Origin of the sequence: Pseudomonas mucoides, assembly GCF_015461845.1 — a bacterium.
Taxonomy (GTDB): Bacteria; Pseudomonadota; Gammaproteobacteria; order Pseudomonadales; family Pseudomonadaceae; genus Aquipseudomonas; species Aquipseudomonas mucoides.
This window is the reverse complement of sequence record NZ_JACOPW010000009.1, coordinates 1-22,905: the sequence shown is the minus strand read 5'-3', so window position 1 is coordinate 22,905 and position 22,905 is coordinate 1. Positions and strand designations below refer to the sequence as shown.

Sequence of the window (22,905 nt, the reverse complement as noted above, 5' to 3'; positions counted from 1 at the left end):
AATACGATCGCTATTGTGACAGACGTCAACCTTCGGACTGACGGTGTCGCTCATTGCTGAGCGACACTGTTTCATCATGTTTCAGAAGCCTTCCAGCACAATCTTGCCCTTGGCTTTGCCGCTCTCCAGAAGCGCATGTGCCCGGCGCAGGTTGGCCGCATTGATGGTGCCGAAGTGCTCGCCGACCGTGGTTTTCAACGTGCCAGCGTCGATCAGCCCGGCAACGCGGTTGAGCAGTTTGTGCTGCTCGATCATGTCCGCGGTTTCGAACAGCGAGCGCGTGTACATGAACTCCCAGTGCAGCGACAGGCTCTTGCGTTTGAGCTTGGTCACGTCCAGTGACTTGGGGTCATCGATCAGCGCCAGTTTGCCTTGCGGCGCCAGCGCCTCGACCAGTTGGTCCAGATGCTGATCGGTCTGGGTCAGGCTGGCGACATGGGTCACGGCGTCCACGCCGGCACGCTTGAGTTCGTCGCTCAGCGGTTGGCTGTGATCGATTACCAGGTCTGCCCCCAATTCACGAACCCAGTCTTGGGTGTCCGGACGAGAGGCGGTGCCAATGACCTTAAGCCCGGTGAGCTGGTTGGCCAATTGCGTGAGGATCGAACCCACGCCACCGGCCGCGCCAACGATCAGCAGACTCTGGCCTTCATCGGTGTTGCCTTCGCGAACTTGCAGGCGCTCAAAGAGCAATTCCCAGGCGGTGATGGCGGTCAGCGGCAGTGCGGCGGCTTCGGCGAAACCGAGGGTTTTCGGCATGTGGCCGACGATCCGCTCATCCACCACATGGCGTTCGCTGTTGCCACCGGCACGCGCAATGGAGCCCGCGTAAAAAACCTTGTCGCCGACCTTGAACAAGGTCACGTCGCTGCCGACGGCCGTGACCACACCGGCCACGTCCCAACCGAGCACCTTGGCTGCGCCTTCTTCAGGCTGGACGTTCTGGCGGACCTTGGTGTCCACCGGGTTGACCGAGATGGCTTTGACCTCCACCAACAGATCGCGCGGACCGGCAACCGGTTCTGGCAGCTCGATGTCTTGCAGGGAGTGCTCGTCGCTGATCGGCAGCGAATTGTAGTAGGCAATGGCTTTCATCTAAGGAGCTCCGAAAGGTAATAAAAGAAGGGGTAGGCCTGATGCCAGCTGCTACAAAGTGCGCGTCGGCGGGAGGGGTCAGGCCACGGTACGCAGGCGCTTGAGGTCGAAGTGTTCGAGGAAGTCGCCGGCCTTGGCCCGGAAATTCTGGATATGGGCGCTGGCGTCATGCGCTTGCAGGGCTTCGTCGCTGCTCCACTGTTCGATCATGTAAAAGGCCAAGGGATTGGCGAGGTCCTGGTGCAGATCGTATTGGCCGCAACCGGCCTCGGCGCGGGTCGGTTCCAGCAGGGCGCGCAGGTGCTGTTCGAGAGCGTCTTGCTGGCCGGCTTTGGCGATGAGGGTGGCAATGGCGGTAAATGGCTGGGACATGAACGACTCCGGGAGCGTGATGAATTCGATTGCACAGATGATTGGCTATTTCGCCGCAAGATAAAACCCGCTAAAAGAGCAGTCTCTTTCAATATTTTTTTGATAATCGAGGCTGAAAATGCTGCGTTTCGATGACTTGCAGCTGTTCGTTCGCGCTGCCGATCTGGGAAGCCTGTCGGCGGCGGCGCGGGTGATGGACATGTCCGCGGCGGTGGCCAGCGCGGCGTTGAAGCGCATCGAGCAACAACTCGGTGCCCGCTTGCTCGCACGTTCCACCCGCAGCCTGCGCCTGACGGCCGAAGGCGAGGGCTTTCTGGAATATGCCCGGGCGGCCCTGAGCAACCTGGATGAAGGGCGCCGTTTGCTGGCCAGTGGTCAGGACCAGGTCAGCGGGATTCTGCAACTGTCCGCCCCGTCGGACTTTGGCCGCAACCTGTTATTGCCGTGGCTGGACGAGTTTCAGCGCGAGCATCCGAAACTGACCGTGCGGTTGTTGCTGGGTGATCGCATTGCCGACTTGTTCCGGCAACCGGTCGACATCGCCCTGCGTTATGGCGAGCCGGAAGACTCGAGCCTGGTGGCGCTGCCCATCGCCCCGCAGAACCGCCGCGTCCTGTGTGCCGCGCCGGATTACCTGGCCAGACATGGCGAACCCCGGCAGCTGGAGCAATTGGCCCAGCACAATTGTTTATTGTTCATGCTCGGCAGTCGGGTCCACGATCACTGGAGTTTCCATGACGGCAAACGCGAGGTCGGCCTGACGGTCAGCGGTGATCGTTTCAGTGACGATGCTGATGTGGTGCGTCTGTGGGCGGTGGCCGGCGCCGGGATCGCTTACAAGTCCTGGCTCGATGTCGCCGCCGATGTGCTCGCCGGGCGGTTGAAAGTGTTGATGCCGGAACTGCTCTGTGAGCGCGCACCGCTGAATTTGCTGTGCGCCCATCGCGCACAATTGAGTAAGCCTGTGAACCTGTTGCGGGAAATGCTTGCCAGCCGATGTGCTGATTTGGGCAGACAATTCCCGACGATATCGGGCAACGATCAATAGTCGCAGGCAAATAGAGAAATTTCTGTCAGCAACTATCAGCACCCACGGTTTCCCAAGGGCAGGAACCGGCGGTTAACCCGCTTATACTAGCGCCCGCCTCATGTACGCACCGTCGATCTCGCGATGGCGAGTCCGCGTTACAGTCGGCTGGCACTCCGTTCAAGTACCCGACCTTTGCCCTGGCTGCGAAGAAATGGCTCGGGTGAGCGGGGGACTTTGCCCGGCTAATGGCGGTTTCCGCGTCTTGGCCGACGACACATTACTGGTCAAGATGTCTCTGAGCAGCAGACGAAACGATTCAACAGGGAGTGAATACATGGAACATGCACCTTGCATCAGCCAGATCGCCACGTTACTGGCTGACCCAAAGCGCAGCGCAATGATGTGGGCCTTGATGGACGGCGCGGCGCGGCATACCGAAGAGCTGGCGTTGTTGGCCGGCCTGTCACCCTCTTCGGCCAGCGCGCACTTGGGGCGATTGTCCGCAGGCGGTCTGTTGAAAGTTGACGTTCGCGGGCGAAAGCGTTTTTTCCGCCTGGCTGCCCCCGAAGTCGGCGCGGCCATCGAGGCATTGGCCAGCGCCACGCTGGCCAGTACGCCACGGGAAGTCCCGGATGTTTTCAAGCGTCCCAATCCCGTCGCCAAACCTCAGGCGGCGCCATCTTCACTGCTGCGGGCGAGACTGTGCGACGACCATTTGGGCGGCACCCTGGCCGCCGACCTTTACCAGCGATTGCTGGATGCAGGCTGGATCGAACAGATCGATCAGCGGGTCATGATTACCCATAAAGGCTCGACGCAACTGGCGACACGCGGCGTGTTCATCCAGGCGCTGGCCCATCGCAACAGTCGAGTGGCCTGCGCCTGCCCGGACTGGAGCGAAAGACGCCCGCACATGGGCGGTTCACTGGGGGCGGCGTTGTTGCAGCTGTTCATGCAATCGGGCTGGTTGAGCCTGCCCAACGAGTCCCGCGCCTTGCAGATCACCGCTGCGGGGCAGCGTGAAATCCATCGTTTCGCCAAGGAAACCGAACTGGAAATGGCACTTTAGAGCGTCCTGATGTCGACGTCTGCCGGCATCGTGTTCAGGCGTCGTTCAGAGCTGTGGACAGGTCGCATCCAGCAATAGCCGCCAGACACTATCGCGCACACTCGATCCAGGGACTTTCGGATGAGGGGGGATGTGGCATGGAAACACGTGGCTTCAGCGCGGCAGAACGATTGGAACGTCTGCCCATCAGCGGTTATCACCGGATCATTTTCATCATCATTGCCCTGGCGTTTTTCTTCGACTCCATGGACCTGGCAATGATGACCTTTCTGCTCGGCTCGATCAAAACCGAGTTCGGCCTGAGTTCGGCGCAGGCCGGGCTGCTGGCCAGTTCGAGTTTCTTCGGCATGGTGCTGGGCGCCTCACTGTCGGGCATGCTGGCCGATCGCTTTGGTCGCAAGCCGGTGTTCCAGTGGAGCATCGTGCTGTGGGGCATCGCCAGTTACCTGTGTTCTACGGCGCAGAGCGTTGAAACGCTGACCTTGTTCAGAATCCTCCTAGGCATCGGCATGGGCATGGAGTTTCCGATTGCCCAGTCGATGTTGTCCGAGCTGATCCCGGCCAAACGGCGTGGGCGCTACATCGCGTTGATGGACGGTTTCTGGCCACTGGGTTTTGTCGCGGCCGGGGTGCTGTCCTATTTTCTGTTGCCGGTGATTGGCTGGCGGGACATCTTCCTGGTTCTGGCGGTGCCAGCGGTGTTTGTGCTGGCGATCCGCTTTTTCATTCCCGAGTCGCCACGCTGGCTGGAACAGGCCGGGCATCATGCGGCGGCCGACACGGTGCTGCGACGCATCGAAGAGCGTGTGCGTGTGTCGCTGGGACGTGGGGACTTACCTGAGCCGGTTCGGCTGCCGCACGTGGCGACTACGCCAGGCAACTTCTTTTCCGCGTTGCAACAGATCTGGTCGCCGCAGTATCGCCAGCGCACGATGATGATCTGGAGCGTCTGGTTCTTTGCCTTGCTGGGTTTCTACGGCCTCACGTCCTGGCTCAGTGCCTTGCTTCAGCAGTCGGGTTTTGCCGTGACCCAGTCGGTGTATTACACGGTGCTGATTTCCCTCGGCGGGATTCCCGGTTTCCTCATGGCCGCCTGGCTGGTGGAGCGTTGGGGGCGTAAGCCGGTGTGCGTGGTGACCTTGCTCGGCGGCGGGGTGATGGCGTTTCTCTACGGGCAAAGCGCAGTGTTTGGCGGCAATGTCAGCCTGTTGATCGCGTCGGGGCTGTTGATGCAGTTCTTCCTGTTCGGCATGTGGGCGGTGCTCTACACCTACACGCCGGAGTTGTACCCCACGTCGGCACGCGCTACGGGCTCGGGGTTTGCCTCGGCGATTGGCCGGGTGGGCTCGTTGCTCGGTCCATTGGTGACGGGGTTGGTGTTTCCGGTGACCGGGCAGGGCGGGGTCTTCGCGTTGGGGGCGATGTGTTTTGCGATTGCGGCGGGGGTGGTGTGGGTGTTCGGGATGGAGACGCGAGGGAAGACGCTGGAGGAGTTGACGGAAGCAGTGGTCGTCAATTAATCACAATCCCTGTGGGAGTGAGCTTGCTCGCGATGGCGGCCTTACATTCAACAATGATGTTGGGTGTGATGGCGTCATCGCGAGCAAGCTCGCTCCCACATGTGATCTTCAGCAGCCTTACGGTTTTACCAACCGGGCATCCAGGCTGTTCTGCGCCAGGCGCTTGGCCTGATCCTGGGTCATGCCCAGGTCGGTGTACAGCGCGTGGAAGTTCTCGGTCACGTAGCCGCCGAAGTACGCCGGGTCATCGGAGTTCACCGTCACTTTCACGCCACGCTCGAGCATGTCGAGAATGTTGTGCTGGGACATGTGATCGAACACCTTGAGCTTGGTGTTGGACAACGGGCACACGGTCAGCGGGATCTGCTCGTCGATGATCCGCTGCATCAAGCGCTCGTCTTCGATGGCGCGCACGCCATGGTCGATGCGCTGGATTTTCAGCAGGTCGAGGGCTTCCCAGATGTACTCGGGCGGGCCTTCTTCACCGGCGTGGGCCACGGTCAGGAAGCCTTCGTGACGGGCACGGTCGAACACGCGCTGGAACTTGCTCGGCGGGTGTCCCCTCTCGGAACTGTCCAGGCCCACGGCGACAAACGCATCGCGGAACGGTAGCGCCTGATCGAGGGTTTTCTGCGCCTCGTCTTCGCTCAAGTGGCGCAGGAAGCTCAGGATCAGACCGCTGGTGATGCCCAGTTGCTGCTCGCCATCCTTGAGCGCAGCGGCGATGCCGTTGAGCACCACTTCGAACGGTACGCCCCGGTCGGTGTGGGTTTGCGGGTCGAAGAACGGTTCGGTGTGAATCACGTTCTGCGCCTTGCAACGCAACAGGTACGCCCAGGTCAGGTCGTAGAAATCCTGCGAGGTGCGCAACACGTCGGCGCCCTGGTAATACAGGTCGAGAAACTCTTGCAGGTTGTTGAAGGCGTACGCTTTGCGCAGGGTGTCGACGTCGCTCCACGGCAGGGCGATCTTGTTGCGTTCGGCCAGGGCGAACAGCAGCTCAGGCTCCAGCGAGCCTTCGAGGTGCAAATGCAGTTCTGCCTTGGGCAGGGCGTTCAGCCAGTCGTACATGGTCTTTTCTCATCAGGTGCAGATGGCGAGCATTCTACAGATGCTCGTAGAAACATTTAGCAAAACCTGACCAGCCGGTTGATCACACCGCTTCCGGTTCCCGTCGATAAGCGTAGGTATCGGCGAAACGCGAGAGCAGGAATTCGGCGCAGGTAGTGGCCGGGTATTTCGCCGGGTGCACGTCATCCTGACAACCGGGCAGGCATTGGATGCGTGTGTCGGGGTGCGGCTCGGCGAAGAATGGCATCGAATAACGGTCCACGCCCAACGGGCTGAGCACCCGATGCGGCGTCGACAGGTAACGGTCGTTGCTCCAGCGCGCCATCATGTCGCCGAGGTTGACCACGAACGTGCCCTCAATCGGTGGCGCGTCGATCCATTCGCCTTTCACGTTGCGCACTTGCAAGCCACCGGCGGCGTCCTGATAGAGCAGGGTGATGCAACCGTAATCGGTGTGAGCGCCGGCGCCTTGTTGTTCGGCGGAACTGGCGGTGTGGCGGGGCGGGTAATGGATCATTCGCAACACGCTGACCGGATCGTTGAAACGGCTGTCGAAAAAATCCCGCTCGATGCCCAGGGCCAGCGTCATCGCACGCAACAGGGTTTGGGCGAGGGCCTGCATGTCGACGTAGTGTTGCTCCATCAGCGCTTCCCACCCAGGCAGCAACGGATGACGGTTAGGCCCGCGCAAAGGTTTTTCCGCCAGGACTTCGGGGTGATCGGCCGGCAGGTGCAGGCCCATGTCGAAGGTTTCCTTGAGGTCGCTGGGCTTGCTCGGGTCGAGTTGTTCGGTGGCGATGGCGCCGTAGCCGCGGTGATGGCGGGTTTGGGTGATGTCGATTTTCAGCTTTTCGGCAGTGGGTTGGGCGAAAAAGTGTTGGGCGTGGTCGAGTACGGCGGCGATGCGTTGCGCGGAAATCGGGTGGCCCTTGATGTAGAAGAAACCCCATTCGCGGCAGGCGTGGTCGATCTCGGTAGCGACGGCTGTCCACGCATTTTGGTCATCGCTGTAGAGCGGGGCGATGTCGATGATAGGAAGACGGTTCATGCAATTGTCCTGAGGAATACGCAGTCTGAAAAACACCGGAGTACCCCTGTGGGAGCGAGCTTGCTCGCGATGAGGCTGACTGATAGTCCGCTATCGCGAGCAAGCTCGCTCCCTCAGGTACGGTGGTGTGGCTGAAATGGATTACTTCGGAATCTCGGCCTTCATGCCTTCAACGTAGTAGTTCATCGACGCCAGCTGGGCATTGCTCGCCGTCGCCCCCGCTGCAATTTTCTCTACGCCGGCCTGATCCTTGATCGGCCCGGTGAACGGGTGCAGCGCACCGCTCTTGATGTTGGCAATGATCTGCTCGGCTTCGGCTTTCACCGGTGCCGGCACCAGGTCACTGATCGGCAGTTCAACAGTGCCTTCCTTCAATCCACCCCAGTAATCCTGGGATTTCCAGTCGTGGTCGAGCACGCTTTGGGTCGCCTGAATGTAGTGCGGACCCCAGTCGTTGACGATGGATGTCAGCACCGCTTTCGGCCCGAAGTGCGCCATGTCCGAAGCGTAGCCGACGGCATACACACCGCGACGTTCAGCCGCCTGGATCGGCGCCGGGCTGTCGGTGTGCTGGAACACCACGTCCACGCCCTGGTCGATCAGCGCGTTGGCGGCGTCGGCTTCCTTGCCTGGGTCGAACCACGAGTTGACCCACACCACTTTGATCTCGGTGCCGGGGTTGTACTTGTTCAGGGCCAGTTGAATGGCGTTGATGTCGCGGATCACTTCCGGGATCGGGAAGGAGGCGACATAGCCGATCTTCTTGGTCTTGGTCATCTTCGCCGCGAGGAACCCGCCGACGTAGCGCCCTTCATAGGTGCGCGCGAGGTAGGTGCCGAGGTTCTTGTCCTGCTTGTAGCCGGTGGCGTGCTCGAAGGTGACCTTGGGAAATTGTTTGGCGACTTTGAGCGTCGGGTTCATGTAGCCGAAGGAGGTGGTGAAGATCAGGTCGTAGTTGTCCTTGGCCATGTTGCGGATTACCCGCTCGGCGTCGGCGCCTTCCGCGACGTTCTCCACGTAATTGGTGGTGATCTGCGAGCCGAATTTTTCAGCCAGCACCTTGCGTCCCTGTTCATGCTGATACGTCCAGCCGTGGTCACCGATCGGACCGATATAGACGAAGCCGACTTTCAGCGGGTCGGCGGCACTGGCGGTCAGGCTGGCGCTCAGACCGATGGCCGCGGCGACGGCGCAAAGCAGCTTCTTCAGCGGACGTTTATGCATGAATTCCAACTCCATTTTGTTTTGTGGTTGGAAGGGGTAATGCAAATTGCTGACCAACAGGACAACAAACGACGTGAGACCGTGTCGAGGCCATCACGAGCAGGCTCATTCCTATAGGGGAACGCATTCCAATGTAGGAGTGAGCCTGCTCGCGATGCGGCTCTTGAGGCCGATAAAAGTGCACGCCCTGAACCTGCTGCCATCCACTGGTGCGCTAAGGTGTAACGAAACGTTAGCGCTTCACCGCAGTCAGTAGCTCATCACTCTGCTTTCGCTTCACTGCGCAAAAAGGCCCGCAATGTTCACACACCTCAAGCAAGAAGCATTTCTGCTGCTGGCCATGTTCGCCGCCGTCGTCGCGTACCCGCTGGAGCACTGGATGCTCCACAGCGGCCAACCGGTCGCGCTGGCCGCCGGGCTGGTGTTGATTGCGTTCATCGTCGCCGCCTCCATGCGCGTCGCCCATCACGCCGAGCTGTTGGCGGAAAAAGTTGGCGACCCCTACGGCACGATGATCCTGACGCTGGCGGCGGTGCTGGTGGAAGTGGTGATCCTGGCGATCATGATGAGCAACGAAGCCTCGTCCACTCTGGTGCGCGACACGATTTACTCGGCCGTCATGCTCGACATTAACGGCATCCTCGGCCTCGCCGCATTAATGGGCGGGCTCAAGCACGGCGAGCAGTCCTACAACGATGATTCGGCGCGCAGCTACAGCGTGATGATCCTCACGGCCATGGGCGTGTCGATGGTGGTGCCGGAGTTCATTCCCGCGGCCAACTGGAAGATTTATTCGGGCTTCACCATCGGTGCCATGGTCGTGCTGTATGCGTTGTTCCTGCGGATGCAGGTCGGGCCGCACAGTTACTTTTTCAGCTACAGCTACCCTGAAAAACGCCGGCGCAAAGTCCCGGAAGAAGAAGCCGAACCGGTCAATGTGGCGCTGAGTATCGGCACGTTGGTGTTTGGTGTGGTGGTGATCGGCGCACTGGCCGAGGTGATGTCCAAGACCCTCGATCTGGGGCTGGAAGGGACGGGCGCTCCGCCGGTGATTACGGCGATTCTGGTCGCGGCCATTTCGGCGGCACCGGAGATTCTGACGGCGTTGCGCGCGGCGTTGGCCAATCGGATGCAGTCGGTGGTCAACATCGCGATGGGGGCGTCGCTATCGACGGTGATCCTGACCGTGCCGGTGATGGAAGCGATGGCGCTGTATACCGGCCAGCCATTTCAGATGGCGATGACGCCGGTGCAGACGGTGATGATCTTCCTGACGTTGATCGTCAGTGCGATTAACCTCAACGATGGCGAAACCAACGCCATCGAAGGGATGACCCACTTTGTGCTGTTCGCGACATTCATCATGTTGTCGCTGCTCGGTCTCTGAAACCACCACAAATCTCCTTTAGGAGTGAGCCTGCTCGCGATAGCGGCGTATCAGTCGACACTGATAGCGTCTGACACACCGTCATCGCGAGCAGGCTCACTCCCACAGTTTTAGATTTGTGTTGTATCAGGTTCCGGCGATCAGTTGGCGAGCGGCCTGGCTGTGGTCGGCAATCAATCCTTTGAGGTCCAACCCCTCAACCTGCCCATCAATCACTCGCCACTTGCCACCGACCATCACCCGATCCGCCCGATCTGCGCCGCACAGCAGTAACGCCGACACCGGATCATGGCTGCCGGAGAAACGCAGTTCATCCAGTTTGAACAACGCCAGATCCGCCTGCTTGCCAACCGCCAGCTCACCGATATCGGTACGCCCCAGCAGACTCGCCGAACCCTTGGTCGCCCAGCCCAATACCAGTTCCGGCGTGATCTTCTCCGCACCATAACGCAGGCGCTGGATGTACAGCGCCTGGCGGGTTTCGAGCATCATGTTCGACGCATCGTTGGACGCCGAACCGTCCACGCCCAGCCCGAGCAACGCGCCCGCCGCTGTCAGGTCCAGCGTCGGGCAGATGCCGGAAGCGAGGCGCATGTTCGAGCTTGGGCAATGGCAGATACCGGTGCCGGCAGCGCCGAGGCGGGCGATTTCGTCCGGGTTGAAGTGGATGCCGTGGGCCAGCCAGGTACGCGGGCCGAGCCAGCCGACACTGTCCAGATAATCCACGGTGCGCAGGCCGAAACGTTGCAGGCAGAAATCTTCTTCGTCGAGGGTTTCGGCCAGGTGCGTGTGCAGGCGCACGTCGAGTTTGTTTGCCAGTTCAGCACTGGCGGACATGATTTCCGGAGTCACCGAGAACGGCGAACATGGCGCCAGGGCGATCTGGATTTGCGCGCCGTCGCCGCGTTCGTGGTACTCGGCGATCAAGCGTTGACTGTCGTCGAGGATCACTTGGCCTTCCTGCACGGTCTGCTGCGGTGGAAGGCCGCCGTCCTTCTCGCCGAGGCTCATGGAACCGCGGGTGAGCATGGCGCGCATGCCCAGTTCGCGGACGCTTTCGACTTGCACGTCGATCGCGTTTTCCAGGCCTTCGGGAAACAGGTAATGGTGATCGGCCGCAGTGGTGCAGCCAGACAGCAGCAACTCGGCCAGCGCGACTTTAGTGGCGAGGGCCAGTTTTTCCGGGGTGAGGCGAGCCCAGACCGGGTACAGGGTTTTCAGCCACGGGAACAACGGCTGATTGACCACCGGCGCCCAGGCGCGGGTCAGGGTTTGATAGAAATGGTGATGGGTGTTGATCAGCCCCGGCAGGATCACATGCTCGCGGGCGTCGAAAACGTGTCCACAGGGCGCGGACGGTTGCTGGCCGATGGCGAGCACTTCAACGATCACACCGTCTTGCACAACCAGACCGCCACGGGCATCGAGGCCATTGGCAGTGAAGATAGCGAGGGGATTTTTTAACCAGGTACGGGATGCGGGCATTTTGGCCGGCTCCTCTGAAAGTGGGGTTCAGGGTTGCCAGCTCAGTGATTACCCTGTCTGCTGATCCAGGATCGCCGCGGGGGCGAGGTGCGGAGTTTCGGACAAAACGCAGCGCCGGGCAAGCCCGACCCGACCAGACAACAAAAATCCCTTGTCTGGAATGATCCCCTGTGGGAGCGAGCTCACTCCCACAGGGGATTGTGTGGTGATTACCAGGGAATGGTTTCACCTCGGTAATTCACGAAGTGATGCCCGCCCTTGCCGGTGTAGGCATTTACCTGATCAACCAGCCCACGGGTGCTGGTCTCCACATCAATGTCCGCACCTTCACCGCCCATGTCGGTTTTCACCCAGCCCGGATGCAGCGACAGCACGGTAAGTTTGTGCTCGCCCAATTGCGTCACAAAGCTGTTGGTCATCGAGTTCAGTGCAGCCTTGCTCGCCTTGTACAGCGCCAGTTCCGGTGCGTCCGGCATGGTCACGCTGCCGAGCACCGAACTCATGAACGCCAGCACGCCGCTGTCCGGGCGAATCTGCCCGACGAATTGTTGGGCCAGGTTGATCGGGGCCACGGCGTTGGTGAAAAACAGCTGGCCAACCTCGGCCAGCGTCGCGCCGCCCGGTGTTTGAACGTCCGGGCCCTTGACCCCGGCATTCACGAACAGCAGGTCAAACACGTCGCCCTTGAGCTGTTGGCTGAGGGCGATCACCGCCGACTGATCGTCCATGTCGAGTCTCTCGATCCGCACGTTGCCCACGGCCCGCAGGGCGTCGGCGTTTTGCGGGTTACGCACGGTGGCGGTGACTTGCCAGCCGTCGGCCAGCAGGGTTTTCACCAGGCCGAGGCCCAAGCCTCGTGAGGCTCCGATGATGAGCGCGGTTTTTGCCTTGGACATGAGTGGCTTCCTTGAAAAAAGAGGTTCACGGATTCAGTGGACAGCGTTGCCCGAGCCGTTGTTGCAACTCGTGACGCAACGCGCCGAGTTCATCCATCCGGGTTTCGATCAGTTTGAGTTTGTCTCGCAGCAATTGCGTGACGGCGCTGTCTGGATCAGGCGACTGCTGGATTGCCGCGACGCTGTTGCCGATTTCGCCGAGGGTAAAACCCAGTCTTTGAGCGGTCTTGATGTACTGCACCAGTTGCACCATGTCTGCCGGGTAGTCGCGATAACCATTGGCGCTGCGTTGCGCCGCGATCAATCCGCGTTGCTCGTAAAACCGTAGCGTGTCACGGCTGACGGCGCTGGCCTGGGCTAATTCACCGATGCGCATGTTGACGTCTCGAGAGGGCTTGACCTTGGAGCATACTCCAGGCTTTAGCCTTGTTGCTCCTCGAATATATATGGAGTAGGGCCGATGTGGACTTCAGCGCAATATCGCCGGGTGGTGCGGGGCAGTGCCTGGTATGACTTGATCGTGACAGCGGCGTTTGTCACGCCGTGGAGTTTTGCGGGTTTGCATGGGGCACTGACGGGGTTGAGTCAGGCGTTGGATTTGCCTGGAACACTACCGGCGTTTGAGCCGATGCACATGCTGATGGCAAATCTGTTGGGGTCGATTGTGTGCGTTTGGGCGGTGCTGCGGATTCGGGATCCGCAGCAGGTGTTTGGGCGGTACGACGCGGTTGGAAGATTCCTGTTTTCGGCTTGGCAGCTGTATGCCTTGCTGCATGGGGCCAGTTCGCTGTTAGTGGTTTTCCTGGTCTTTGAATTGGCTTGGGGCGTGGTTCAGGTGTTGCCAGTTCGGCAGCCATCGCTGGCAAGCCATGCTCCTACGGGCGCAGCGCCAAACCTGTAGGCGCCGAGCTTGCTCGCGAAGGGGCCGGCTTCAACCCTAATGCCCACTCTGCCACGGCTGCCCCAACGACACCGGTGCATACAACCTTGTCCGCACGGCATCCCGCGACAACAACACCAACACCACAATCGTCGCGACATACGGCAGCATCGCCAGCAGGCTCGACGGAATCGCCAGCCCCAACCCCTGCGCCACCAAATGCAGGATGCTGGCGAGCCCGAACAGGTACGCGCCCAGCAGCAAGCGCCACACCCGCCAACTGGCAAACACCACCAGCGCCAGCGCAATCCAGCCTCTCCCGGCGCTCATGTTTTCCGCCCACATCGGCGTGTACGCCAGGGACAGATACGCCCCGGCCAACCCGGCCATCGCACCGCCAAACAACACCGCCAGCGTGCGCACACCCAACACCGGCAAGCCCATCGCACTGGCGGCGTCCGGGTTTTCCCCAACCGCTTGAATGATCAACCCGACGCGGCTTTTCAAAATCACCCACGCCACCAATGCAAACAATGCGAATGACAGGTACACCAACAGATCCTGCGCAAACAGCATCCGCCCGATCAGCGGGATCTCGCTCAAGTACGGGATCGCCACCGGCTCAAATCCGGCCAGCGGTTTGCCGACCCACGCCGCCCCGACAAACGTCGACAGGCCCACGCCGAAGATGGTCAGCGCCAACCCGGTGGCCACTTGATTGGCGTTGAACACCAGCGCCACCAAGGCAAACAGCGACGACAACAGCATTCCGGCGAGCATCGCCAACAGCACGCCGAGCCAGAGATTGCCGCTGCTCAGCGCGACAATAAAACCGATCACCGCACCAAACAGCATCATCCCTTCCTGACCGAGGTTGAGCACGCCGCTCTTCTCGCAGATCAATTCACCCAACGCCACCAACAGCAACGGCGTGCCGCAACGGACCATCGCGTAGAAAATATTGCTCAGCAGATCGATATCCATCACAGCGCTCCTGCAGGTACGGTGGCTGGTGCGCGACGGGCCCAGCGCACGTTCAAGCGTGGTCGGTAGAGAATCAGCACGTCGCTGGCCAGCAGGAAAAACAGCATCATTCCCTGGAACAATTGGGTGATGGCTTGCGGCAGGTTCATGCTCATCTGCGCGCTCTCGCCGCCGATGTACAGCAGCGCCATCAGCAGGCTGGAAAACAGAATGCCGACGGGATTGAGTCGCCCGAGAAACGCCACCGTGATCGCCGCGTAGCCATAGCCCGGCGAGACCTGCGGCACCAATTGGCCGATCGGCCCGGTCACCTCACACACGCCGGCCAGCCCCGCCAAACCACCGCTGATCAACAGCGCCAGCCAGATCAGACGCTTCTCGCGAAACCCGACGAAACCCGCCGCGCGCTTGTCCAGCCCGAGCACTTTGATCTGGAAACCGATAAAGCTTTTCTGCAACAACACCCACACCGCAACCAACGCCAGCAAGGCGAAATACACCCCGGCGTGAACCCGGCCATCCTCCATCAGCAATGGCAATCGGCTGAAGTCACTGAACATCGCCGACTCCGGAAAATTGAACCCGGCCGGGTCCTTCAACGGCCCATGCACACAAAACAGCAGCAGGTTCAGGGCGATGTAATTGAGCATGATGCTGGTGAGGATTTCGTTGGCGTTGAAGCGCGTGCGCAACCACGCGGTCAGTCCGGCCCACGCCGCGCCGGCCAGGGTGCCGACCAGCAGAATCAACACCATTGCCCAGCGACTTTGCAGGTCGATGATGTTCACCGCCAAGGCACTGCCGGCCAACGCGCCGAGCAGCAATTGACCTTCGGCGCCGATGTTCCAGATGCGCGCCTGATAGGCCACGGCCAGCCCCAATGCACAGAGCAAAATCGGCAACGCTTTGACCAACAGTTCCGAGACGCCATACCCGTCGCTGATCGGTGCGATCAACAAGGTGTGCAAGGTCAGCAACGGATCGTGGCCTAGCGCGATAAACAGTAATGAGCCACAGCCCAGCGTCAGGGCCGCCGCGAGCAACGGCGAGCACCAGAGCATCAGGCGTGATTGCTGGCCACGGGATTCGAGAGAAAGCAGCATGGAAAACTCCGTTAAGCCGATGCGGGTGCAGGTGAGTGAGGGGCGTCGAACTGGCCGGCCATCCAGCCGCCGACGTCAATCAAGCATGTGTCGACGGTCGCTTTCAGTGGCGACAGGCGACCGCCGCACAACGCGCCGAGGCGGTCGCTGATCTGGAACAATTCGTCGAGGTCTTCGGAGATCACCAGGATCGCCGCGCCGGCATCGCGCAAGGCAATCAGCGCACGGTGAATGGTCGCGGCGGCGCCGACGTCCACGCCCCAGGTCGGGTGTGCGGCGATCAGCAGTCTGGGTTGCTGGAGGATTTCCCGGCCGAGGATGAATTTCTGCAAGTTGCCGCCGGACAGGCTGCGGGCCGGTGTCTGGGCATCGGGTGTCTTGACCCCGAAGCGACGGATGATCTCTTCGGCCAACGCGTCGACCTTGCGACGCTGGATCAAGCCGTTGCTGACCAGTCCTTGTTGAAACGCCGTGAGCAACGCGTTGTCGGCGAGGCTCAATTCCGGCACGGCGCCGTGACCCAGTCGTTCCGCGGGGACGAAGGCCTGGCCGAGTTCGCGTCGTGCATCGGGTCGCAGGTGGGCGACCGCTTGCCCGGCGAAACGGATCGTTGCGCCGTTGTTTCGGGTCAGCCGTTCTTCGCCGCTGAGTAACGCCAGCAATTCATCCTGACCATTACCCGCAACACCGGCGATGCCGACGATTTCACCCCTTTGCACTTCAAGATCTACATCCTTCAGCGAGCAGCCGAACGGATCGGGATTGAGCCAGGACAACTGACTGACGCTGAGAAACACCCCGCCGCCTACCACCTTCGGATAGTCCGTAATTGTCTCGGCGACTTCGCCGACCATCAGCCGCGCCAGTTGCCGGTCCGAGCACTCGGCGGGTACGCAATGCCCGGCCACTCGACCGCCGCGCAACACGGTGGCGCTGTGGCACAGCGCCCGGACTTCACCGAGCTTGTGGCTGATAAACAGAATGCTGCAGCCCTCGGCCGCGAGTCGGCGCAAGGTGATGAACAGTTCTTCGGCTTCTTGCGGGGTCAGGACCGAGGTCGGTTCATCGAGGATCAACAGGCGGATGTCTTGCATCAGGCACCGAATGATTTCCACCCGTTGCCGCTCGCCAATCGACAGGCTGTGGACAAGTCGCTCGGGCTCCAGCGCCATGCCATAACGGCGGGACACTTCACGAATCTTCGGTTCCAACTGTTTTGGTGTGCCGGCCGCTGCGCCCATCGCCAGGGCAATGTTCTGCGCCACGCTCAATGTCTCAAACAGCGAGAAATGCTGGAACACCATGCCGATCCCAAGACCACGGGCCTGGGAAGGATTGCGTATGTTCACGCGTTGTCCTTGCCAGATCATTTCCCCGGAATCGGCCTGGGTGACGCCGTAGATGATCTTCATTAACGTGCTTTTGCCAGCACCGTTTTCCCCAAGCAAGGCATGGATTTCGCCAGGCGCAATGGTCAGGTCGATGGCGTCGTTGGCCAGGCATCCGGGGTAGCGTTTGCTGATGTGGCGCAATTGCAGGCGGGGTGTTTGATCGGGGATCGGCACGGGGTTGGGCATGACTGACTCGGGTCGATGGGCGTGATGCTTGTGGATAAAGCAATTTCCTGGCCATTGGGTCAGGAAAGCTGAAAATCCGCGCAAGCACAGGCCTCAGGGTCAGTGCATTGCGATCCATCGACGCCGGGCCAGGCACCACTTGAGGGCGAAGCTGTTGATCAGGCTCCAGTTTTGTTCGCAGGGGATTGGTTAAAAAATGAACAGTAGCCCGCAAGCCATGCCGGACATGGGGCCGCGACGACCATGAACGGGTTATCCACAGATTGCTCCACAGTATTTGTGCGCAAGCTCAAACGTCGGGCATAAGTACCGTGCGGCTATCTTCTAAAGGTGATAACCCGCGCTAACTGTTTGTTTTTACGTGAATTTAACGTTGGTGGTGGGAAATTGGACGAAAAATGAACAAAGCCCGCAAACCCGCATGACAGAAGGGTTACAGGCACATGTGCTCAGGTTATCCACAGCCGGGTGCACAGTAGATGTGGGCAAAATCCCGACGTCGGCGGAATAAGGGTGAACGTTGTTGGTGCGTTCAGTGCTGCAACACAATGCGTCCGCGACTCAAGTCCGCCAGTTGTGTTTGCAGGGCAGGGATCTGTGCTTTTCCCATCGCCAATTGCAGTTCGACGCCGTTAGCGGTGAACGTTTCTTCCACGATCAGCCCGCCCAGTTCCGTCACGCGAAGTTTCACCAGCGCCAATTCACTGAAGGCACAGGCGCAACTGACGGGCACTCGGCTGATCAGCTCAACCTTGGGCGCCGCTTGCAGGCATTTGTTAGCACCGCCGCCATACGCCCGGGCGAGGCCGCCGGTGCCCAATTGAATGCCGCCGTACCAACGAATCACCAACACCGCGACCTGGTCGCAGTCCTGTGCTTCGATCGCCGCCAGAATCGGTCGGCCTGCGGTGCCGCCGGGCTCGCCATCGTCGTTGCTGCGGTACTGGTCGCCGAGTTTCCATGCCCAGCAATTGTGCGAAGCATTAAGGTCGCTGTGCTGTTCGAGGAACGCCTGGGCGTCAGCCGGGCTTGAGATCGGCGCAGCGAAGGTGATGAAGCGGCTTTTGCGAATCTCTTCGCGGTATTCGCAAAAACCGCTGAGGGTAAAAGGCATAGGTATCTTAATTAGACGGGGTCAGGCCGCAGCCTTTTAGAATGATGCGGATCAGGTTATTGCCGGCTTCTTCCATGTCTTGCTTGGTCAGCTTGGTACGCCCAGTGACTCGGCAGATCTGGGTCGCGAAGTCGGCGTAATGCTGAGTGCTGCCCCACAACAGGAAGATCAGGTTGACCGGATCGACCGGGTCCATTTTGCCGGCGTCGATCCACGCCTGGAACACCGCGGCCCGGCCCTGGAACCAGGCGCGGTAGTCCTGGTTGAAATACTCGGTCAGGCATTCGCCGCCGCTGATCACTTCCATGGCGAAGACTCGTGACGCTTGTGGCTGGCGCCGGGAAAATTCCATCTTGGCGCGGATGTAGCGGGTTAATGCCTCGGCCGGATCATCCTCCGCAGTCAATGTGTTGAAGGTGCTGTCCCACAACTCGATGATGTTGCTCAGCACCGCCACGTACAAACCGAGTTTGTTGGTGAAGTAGTAATGCAGGTTCGCCTTGGGCAACCCGGCATTCTGGGCAATGGTGTTCATGCTGGTGCCTTTGAACCCGTGACGGGCGAACTCGTCTTCGGCGGCTTTGATGATGGTCTCTTCGTTCTTCTGACGAATGCGGCTGGCAGGTTTACCGCCGTGAGCTGGGACTTCAAAGGTCATAGGCACTTCCAGACAGACAGGTAGGTGGGTGCAACCAGTGCGTTGATAGCGCACCCACGGGCTTCAGACAAGTCCCGGGTCACAGGATTCTTCGGTTGTTCAGCGCGTCGCAGCAAGGCTTTCCAGGAAACTCTCCAGTACCAGATGCGGGCGACGGCCCTTGCGCGTGACCGATGCAAGGCTCAGGTCATAGAAACGCGCCTTCGGTTTCAGCGCACGCAAGCGACCTTGTTGCACCCAGAGGCTGGCGTAATGATCCGGCAGGTAGCCGATGTAGCGCCCAGTGAGGATCAGGAACGCCATGCCCTCACGATCCGAAGCACTGGCGGTGCAGTTGAGTGCCTGGTAATGGGCCTGGATCTCCGCTGGCAGTCGGAAGGTCGGCGCGATCGCGTCCTGGCTGTTGAGACGGTCATCGTCGAGTTGTTTGTCGTCGACGTAAAAAAGCGGATGGCCGACTGCGCAATACAGCAGCGAGCGCTCGCTATAGAGCGGCTGATATTCCAGCCCCGACAACGCACTGGCCTGCGGCACGACGCCGACGTGCAAGCGGCCATCGAGCACACCTTGCTCCACTTCATTGGGCGCGATCATGCGGATCTGAATCTGCACGTCCGGGCCGCGTTCCTTCAATTGTGCCAACGCGTGGGTGATGCGCATGTGGGGGAGGGTGACCAGGTTGTCGGTCAGGCCAATGGTCAATTCGCCACGCAAGTGCTGGTGCAGGCCATTGACCTCGGTGCGGAAACTTTCCAGCGCACTTAATAGCTGCAAGGCCGATTGGTACACCTCGCGACCTTCTTCGGTCAGGGAAAATCCGGCGCGACCGCGTTGGCATAACCGCAAGCCCAGGCGTTGTTCCAGATCGCTCATTTGCTGGCTGATGGCCGAGCGACCGATCCCCAGCACGCTTTCCGCCGCCGAGAAGCCGCCGCACTCGACCACGCTGCGAAAGATCCGCAACAAGCGGATATCAAAGTCGCTGACTTGCGCCAGTGGATCGGGACGACGCGTGCTCATAGTTTAGTAGCGGCCTGACTGAACGTTAGAAGAGTTGGATTTCACAGACTTTATCCCCGTGGCAATTTAGCTGCAAGAACGCTTTTGATCTCTATGCCGCTTATTGCCTGCGAGGTTTTGCCCATGAACTTGCCTGAAAACGCCCCGTCTTCCCTGGCCAGCCAGCTCAAGCTTGATGCTCACTGGATGCCCTATACCGCCAACCGTAACTTCCAGCGCGACCCGCGTCTGATCGTGGCGGCGCAAGGCAGCTGGCTGACCGACGACAAGGGCCGCAAAGTCTATGACTCGCTGTCCGGTCTGTGGACCTGCGGCGCCGGGCACACCCGCAAGGAAATCCAGGAAGCGGTCGCCAAGCAATTGGGCACGCTCGACTACTCGCCAGGCTTCCAGTATGGCCATCCGCTATCGTTCCAACTGGCCGAGAAAATCACCGACCTGACCCCGGGCAACCTGAATCACGTGTTTTTCACCGACTCGGGTTCCGAGTGTGCGGATACCGCAGTGAAAATGGTCCGCGCTTACTGGCGTCTGAAAGGTCAGGCGACCAAAACCAAAATGATCGGCCGTGCTCGCGGTTACCACGGCGTGAACATCGCCGGCACCAGCCTCGGCGGTGTGAACGGCAACCGCAAAATGTTCGGTCAGGCGATGATGGACGTCGATCACCTGCCGCACACGCTGCTGGCGAGCAATGCCTACTCCCGTGGCATGCCGGAGCTGGGTGGTATTGCTTTGGCCGATGAGCTGCTGAAGTTGATCGAGCTGCACGACGCGTCAAACATCGCCGCGGTATTCGTTGAGCCGATGGCCGGTTCTGCTGGCGTACTGGTTCCGCCACAGGGTTACCTCAAGCGTCTGCGCGAGATCTGCGATCAGCACAACATCCTGCTGGTGTTCGACGAAGTGATCACCGGTTTCGGCCGTACCGGCAAAATGTTCGGTGCCGATACCTTTGGCGTGACCCCGGACCTGATGTGCATCGCCAAGCAAGTCACAAACGGCGCAATCCCGATGGGCGCGGTGATTGCCAGCTCCGAGATCTACCAGACCTTCATGAACCAGGCGACGCCTGAGTACGCGGTTGAATTCCCGCACGGCTACACCTACTCCGCGCACCCGGTGGCTTGCGCTGCTGGCCTGGCAGCACTCGATCTGCTGCAAAAGGAAAACCTGGTGCAGAGCGTGGCCGAGGTGGCACCGCATTTCGAAAATGCGCTGCACGGTTTGAAAGGTTCGAAGAACATCATCGACATTCGTAACTTCGGCCTGGCCGGTGCGATTCAGATCGCGCCGCGTGATGGCGACGCGATCGTGCGTCCATTCGAAGCGGGTATGGCGCTGTGGAAAGCCGGGTTCTATGTGCGCTTCGGCGGCGACACCCTGCAGTTCGGCCCAACCTTCAACAGCAAGCCGCAAGACCTTGATCGTCTGTTCGACGCGGTCGGCGAAGTGCTGAACAAGATCGACTGATTTTCTCTTCTATATAGAGGCGTCCTTATACGGGGCGCCTGTGGACAACTTTTCAGGAGCGTTACATGAGCCTTATCCCGCATTTGATCAATGGCGAACTGGTGACCGAAGACGGTCGCACGGCCGACGTGTTCAACCCGTCTACCGGCCAGGCGATCCACAAGCTGCCATTGGCCAGCCGTGAAACCATTCAAAAAGCCATCGACTCGGCCAAGGCTGCATTCCCGGCCTGGCGCAACACGCCGGCAGCCAAACGTGCCCAGGTGATGTTTCGCTTCAAGCAACTGCTGGAACAGAACGAAGCACGCATTGCTCAGCTGATCAGCGAAGAGCACGGCAAGACCCTGGAAGATGCGGCCGGCGAATTGAAGCGCGGTATCGAGAACGTCGAGTTCGCGTGCGCTGCGCCGGAAATCCTCAAGGGTGAATACAGTCGTAACGTCGGCCCGAACATTGATGCCTGGTCGGACTTCCAGCCGTTGGGCGTGGTGGCTGGTATTACCCCGTTCAACTTCCCGGCGATGGTGCCGCTGTGGATGTATCCGCTGGCCATCGTCTGCGGCAACTGCTTTATCCTCAAGCCGTCCGAGCGCGATCCGAGCTCCACGCTGTTGATCGCTCAACTGTTGCTGGAAGCCGGTCTGCCTAAAGGCGTGCTGAACGTCGTGCACGGTGACAAGGCGGCGGTGGACGCGCTGATCGAAGCGCCGGAAGTCAAAGCGCTGAGTTTTGTCGGTTCGACGCCGATTGCCGAATACATCTACGCCGAAGGCACCAAGCGCGGCAAACGCGTTCAGGCACTGGGCGGCGCGAAGAACCATGCGGTGCTGATGCCGGATGCGGACCTGGATAACGCGGTCAGCGCGTTGATGGGCGCTGCCTACGGTTCTTGCGGCGAGCGTTGCATGGCGATCTCGGTGGCAGTGTGCGTCGGTGACCAGGTGGCGGATGCGCTGGTGGAAAAACTGGTGCCGCAGATCAAGGCGCTGAAAATCGGCGCGGGGACTACGTGTGGTCTGGACATGGGGCCACTGGTCACCGGTCAGGCACGCGACAAGGTCAGCGGTTATGTCGAAGACGGCGTTTCTTCCGGCGCGACCCTGGTGGTCGACGGTCGTGGCTTGAGCGTGGCCGGTCATGAGGAAGGTTTCTTCCTGGGTGGCTGCCTGTTCGATAACGTCACGCCTGAGATGCGCATCTATAAAGAAGAAATCTTCGGGCCAGTGCTGTGCGTTGTTCGGGTCGACAGCCTGGAAGAGGCGATGCAGCTGATCAACGATCACGAGTATGGCAACGGCACCTGCATCTTTACCCGTGACGGTGAAGCGGCGCGGTTGTTCTGCGATGAGATCGAAGTGGGCATGGTCGGCGTTAACGTACCGTTGCCGGTGCCGGTGGCTTACCACAGCTTCGGTGGCTGGAAGCGTTCGCTGTTTGGCGACCTGCATGCGTATGGTCCGGACGGTGTGCGTTTCTACACCCGTCGCAAAGCCATCACCCAGCGCTGGCCGCAACGTGCGAGCCATGAGGCGTCGCAATTTGCGTTCCCTAGCTTGTAAGTAGAAGGGAAGAAGGCCGGCCCCTTGGGGCCGGCCTTTGTGTTTCCGGGCCTTTTTGCCTTATATGACAGAATTGTGAAATTAAAGGTTGACGGCAGATTCTGGATGTCTATAATTCGCCCCACTTCCGGCGCAGTCGAAACGAAAAACTCCTTGGTAAACAAAGAGTTACGCAGTTTTCGGCAGCAGGCGGCTTCAGGTCATCGAAGCGCAAAAGGAGTTGAAAAAGAGGTGTTGACAGCAGCGTGTAACGCTGTAGAATTCGCCTCCCGCTACCGAGTGATCGGAAGCGCAAGTGGTTGAAGTTGTTAGAGATTTCCAAGCGAAACTTTGAAAACTT

Annotated in this window: 21 protein-coding genes; 7 read left to right on the top strand and 14 right to left on the bottom strand. The window is 60.1% G+C overall.

Annotated features, from left to right (window positions below; genetic code table 11):
- Positions 1-81: 81 nt before the first annotated feature.
- Positions 82-1,095, bottom strand: coding sequence for a zinc-binding alcohol dehydrogenase family protein (locus H8F22_RS27575; RefSeq protein WP_059181683.1), 1,014 nt, complete (start codon positions 1,093-1,095; stop codon positions 82-84).
- Between the two features lie 78 nt (positions 1,096-1,173).
- Positions 1,174-1,467, bottom strand: a complete 294-nt coding sequence (locus H8F22_RS27570) for a putative quinol monooxygenase (protein ID WP_027921853.1) — start codon at positions 1,465-1,467, stop codon at positions 1,174-1,176.
- 118 nt (positions 1,468-1,585) lie between these two features.
- Here H8F22_RS27570 and H8F22_RS27565 point away from each other — a divergent pair, with 118 nt between their 5' ends.
- The 3 genes from H8F22_RS27565 (at position 1,586) to H8F22_RS27555 (ending at position 5,086) form a co-directional block, all read left to right on the top strand.
- Positions 1,586-2,515 carry a LysR family transcriptional regulator gene (locus H8F22_RS27565; RefSeq protein ID WP_027921852.1) on the top strand — a complete coding sequence of 310 codons (930 nt, stop codon included), beginning with the start codon at positions 1,586-1,588 and terminating at the stop codon, positions 2,513-2,515.
- Between the two features lie 316 nt (positions 2,516-2,831).
- Positions 2,832-3,566, top strand: a complete 735-nt coding sequence (locus tag H8F22_RS27560; RefSeq protein WP_027921851.1) for an ArsR/SmtB family transcription factor — start codon at positions 2,832-2,834, stop codon at positions 3,564-3,566.
- Positions 3,567-3,703: 137 nt separating this feature from the next.
- On the top strand, positions 3,704-5,086 hold the full coding sequence (locus H8F22_RS27555; protein WP_194940932.1) for an MFS transporter: 1,383 nt from the start codon (positions 3,704-3,706) through the stop codon (positions 5,084-5,086).
- A 117-nt stretch (positions 5,087-5,203) separates the two neighbouring features.
- Here the strand turns inward: H8F22_RS27555 and H8F22_RS27550 are convergent, their stop codons facing one another.
- The 3 genes from H8F22_RS27550 to H8F22_RS27540 form a co-directional block, all read right to left on the bottom strand.
- Positions 5,204-6,157, bottom strand: coding sequence for an adenosine deaminase (locus H8F22_RS27550; RefSeq protein WP_027921849.1), 954 nt, complete (start codon positions 6,155-6,157; stop codon positions 5,204-5,206).
- Positions 6,158-6,239: 82 nt separating this feature from the next.
- Positions 6,240-7,205 carry a 2-oxoglutarate and iron-dependent oxygenase domain-containing protein gene (locus tag H8F22_RS27545; protein ID WP_027921848.1) on the bottom strand — a complete coding sequence of 322 codons (966 nt, stop codon included), beginning with the start codon at positions 7,203-7,205 and terminating at the stop codon, positions 6,240-6,242.
- 141 nt (positions 7,206-7,346) lie between these two features.
- A complete protein-coding gene (locus H8F22_RS27540) occupies positions 7,347-8,429 on the bottom strand; it encodes a BMP family ABC transporter substrate-binding protein (RefSeq protein ID WP_027921847.1) in 1,083 nt (360 codons plus the stop codon).
- Between the two features lie 298 nt (positions 8,430-8,727).
- Here H8F22_RS27540 and H8F22_RS27535 point away from each other — a divergent pair, with 298 nt between their 5' ends.
- The gene (locus H8F22_RS27535; protein WP_027921846.1) at positions 8,728-9,816 is read left to right on the top strand and encodes a calcium:proton antiporter; all 1,089 of its coding nucleotides are present in this window, start codon (positions 8,728-8,730) and stop codon (positions 9,814-9,816) included.
- 126 nt (positions 9,817-9,942) lie between these two features.
- Here H8F22_RS27535 and H8F22_RS27530 read toward each other — a convergent pair whose 3' ends face one another.
- The 3 genes from H8F22_RS27530 to H8F22_RS27520 all read right to left on the bottom strand — a co-directional run bounded on the left by H8F22_RS27530 (position 9,943) and on the right by H8F22_RS27520 (position 12,573).
- Positions 9,943-11,301, bottom strand: a complete 1,359-nt coding sequence (locus tag H8F22_RS27530) for an 8-oxoguanine deaminase (RefSeq protein ID WP_059181681.1) — start codon at positions 11,299-11,301, stop codon at positions 9,943-9,945.
- A 209-nt stretch (positions 11,302-11,510) separates the two neighbouring features.
- The gene (locus tag H8F22_RS27525; RefSeq protein WP_027921844.1) at positions 11,511-12,197 is read right to left on the bottom strand and encodes an SDR family oxidoreductase; all 687 of its coding nucleotides are present in this window, start codon (positions 12,195-12,197) and stop codon (positions 11,511-11,513) included.
- A 25-nt stretch (positions 12,198-12,222) separates the two neighbouring features.
- Entirely contained in the window at positions 12,223-12,573 is a 351-nt protein-coding gene (locus H8F22_RS27520; RefSeq protein ID WP_027921843.1) for a MerR family transcriptional regulator, read from the bottom strand.
- 84 nt (positions 12,574-12,657) lie between these two features.
- Between H8F22_RS27520 and H8F22_RS27515 the strand changes: the two genes are divergently transcribed.
- Complete coding sequence (locus tag H8F22_RS27515) at positions 12,658-13,098, top strand: hypothetical protein (RefSeq protein ID WP_027921842.1); 441 nt, start codon at positions 12,658-12,660, stop codon at positions 13,096-13,098.
- Between the two features lie 36 nt (positions 13,099-13,134).
- Here H8F22_RS27515 and H8F22_RS27510 read toward each other — a convergent pair whose 3' ends face one another.
- The 6 genes from H8F22_RS27510 to H8F22_RS27485 form a co-directional block, all read right to left on the bottom strand.
- On the bottom strand, positions 13,135-14,061 hold the full coding sequence (locus H8F22_RS27510) for an ABC transporter permease (RefSeq protein WP_194940931.1): 927 nt from the start codon (positions 14,059-14,061) through the stop codon (positions 13,135-13,137).
- A complete protein-coding gene (locus H8F22_RS27505; protein WP_194940930.1) occupies positions 14,061-15,164 on the bottom strand; it encodes an ABC transporter permease in 1,104 nt (367 codons plus the stop codon). Before H8F22_RS27505 ends, H8F22_RS27510 begins: the two co-directional genes overlap by 1 nt.
- A gap of 11 nt (positions 15,165-15,175) precedes the next feature.
- On the bottom strand, positions 15,176-16,741 hold the full coding sequence (locus tag H8F22_RS27500) for an ABC transporter ATP-binding protein (RefSeq protein ID WP_194940929.1): 1,566 nt from the start codon (positions 16,739-16,741) through the stop codon (positions 15,176-15,178).
- Between the two features lie 532 nt (positions 16,742-17,273).
- Entirely contained in the window at positions 17,274-17,855 is a 582-nt protein-coding gene (locus H8F22_RS27495; RefSeq protein ID WP_027921838.1) for an IMPACT family protein, read from the bottom strand.
- A 7-nt stretch (positions 17,856-17,862) separates the two neighbouring features.
- Entirely contained in the window at positions 17,863-18,513 is a 651-nt protein-coding gene (locus tag H8F22_RS27490; RefSeq protein WP_027921837.1) for a TetR/AcrR family transcriptional regulator, read from the bottom strand.
- 99 nt (positions 18,514-18,612) lie between these two features.
- Positions 18,613-19,533, bottom strand: coding sequence for a LysR family transcriptional regulator (locus H8F22_RS27485; protein WP_027921836.1), 921 nt, complete (start codon positions 19,531-19,533; stop codon positions 18,613-18,615).
- Positions 19,534-19,656: 123 nt separating this feature from the next.
- On the opposite strand from H8F22_RS27485, the gene H8F22_RS27480 reads away from it, so the two are divergent.
- Together H8F22_RS27480 and H8F22_RS27475 are read left to right on the top strand one after the other, a co-directional pair.
- Positions 19,657-21,006 (top strand): aspartate aminotransferase family protein, encoded by a 1,350-nt coding sequence (locus tag H8F22_RS27480; protein ID WP_027921835.1) that lies wholly within the window; start codon positions 19,657-19,659, stop codon positions 21,004-21,006.
- 65 nt (positions 21,007-21,071) lie between these two features.
- Positions 21,072-22,565: a CoA-acylating methylmalonate-semialdehyde dehydrogenase gene (locus H8F22_RS27475; protein WP_194940928.1), complete on the top strand. Its 1,494-nt coding sequence runs from the start codon at positions 21,072-21,074 to the stop codon at positions 22,563-22,565.
- Positions 22,566-22,905: the final 340 nt, after the last annotated feature.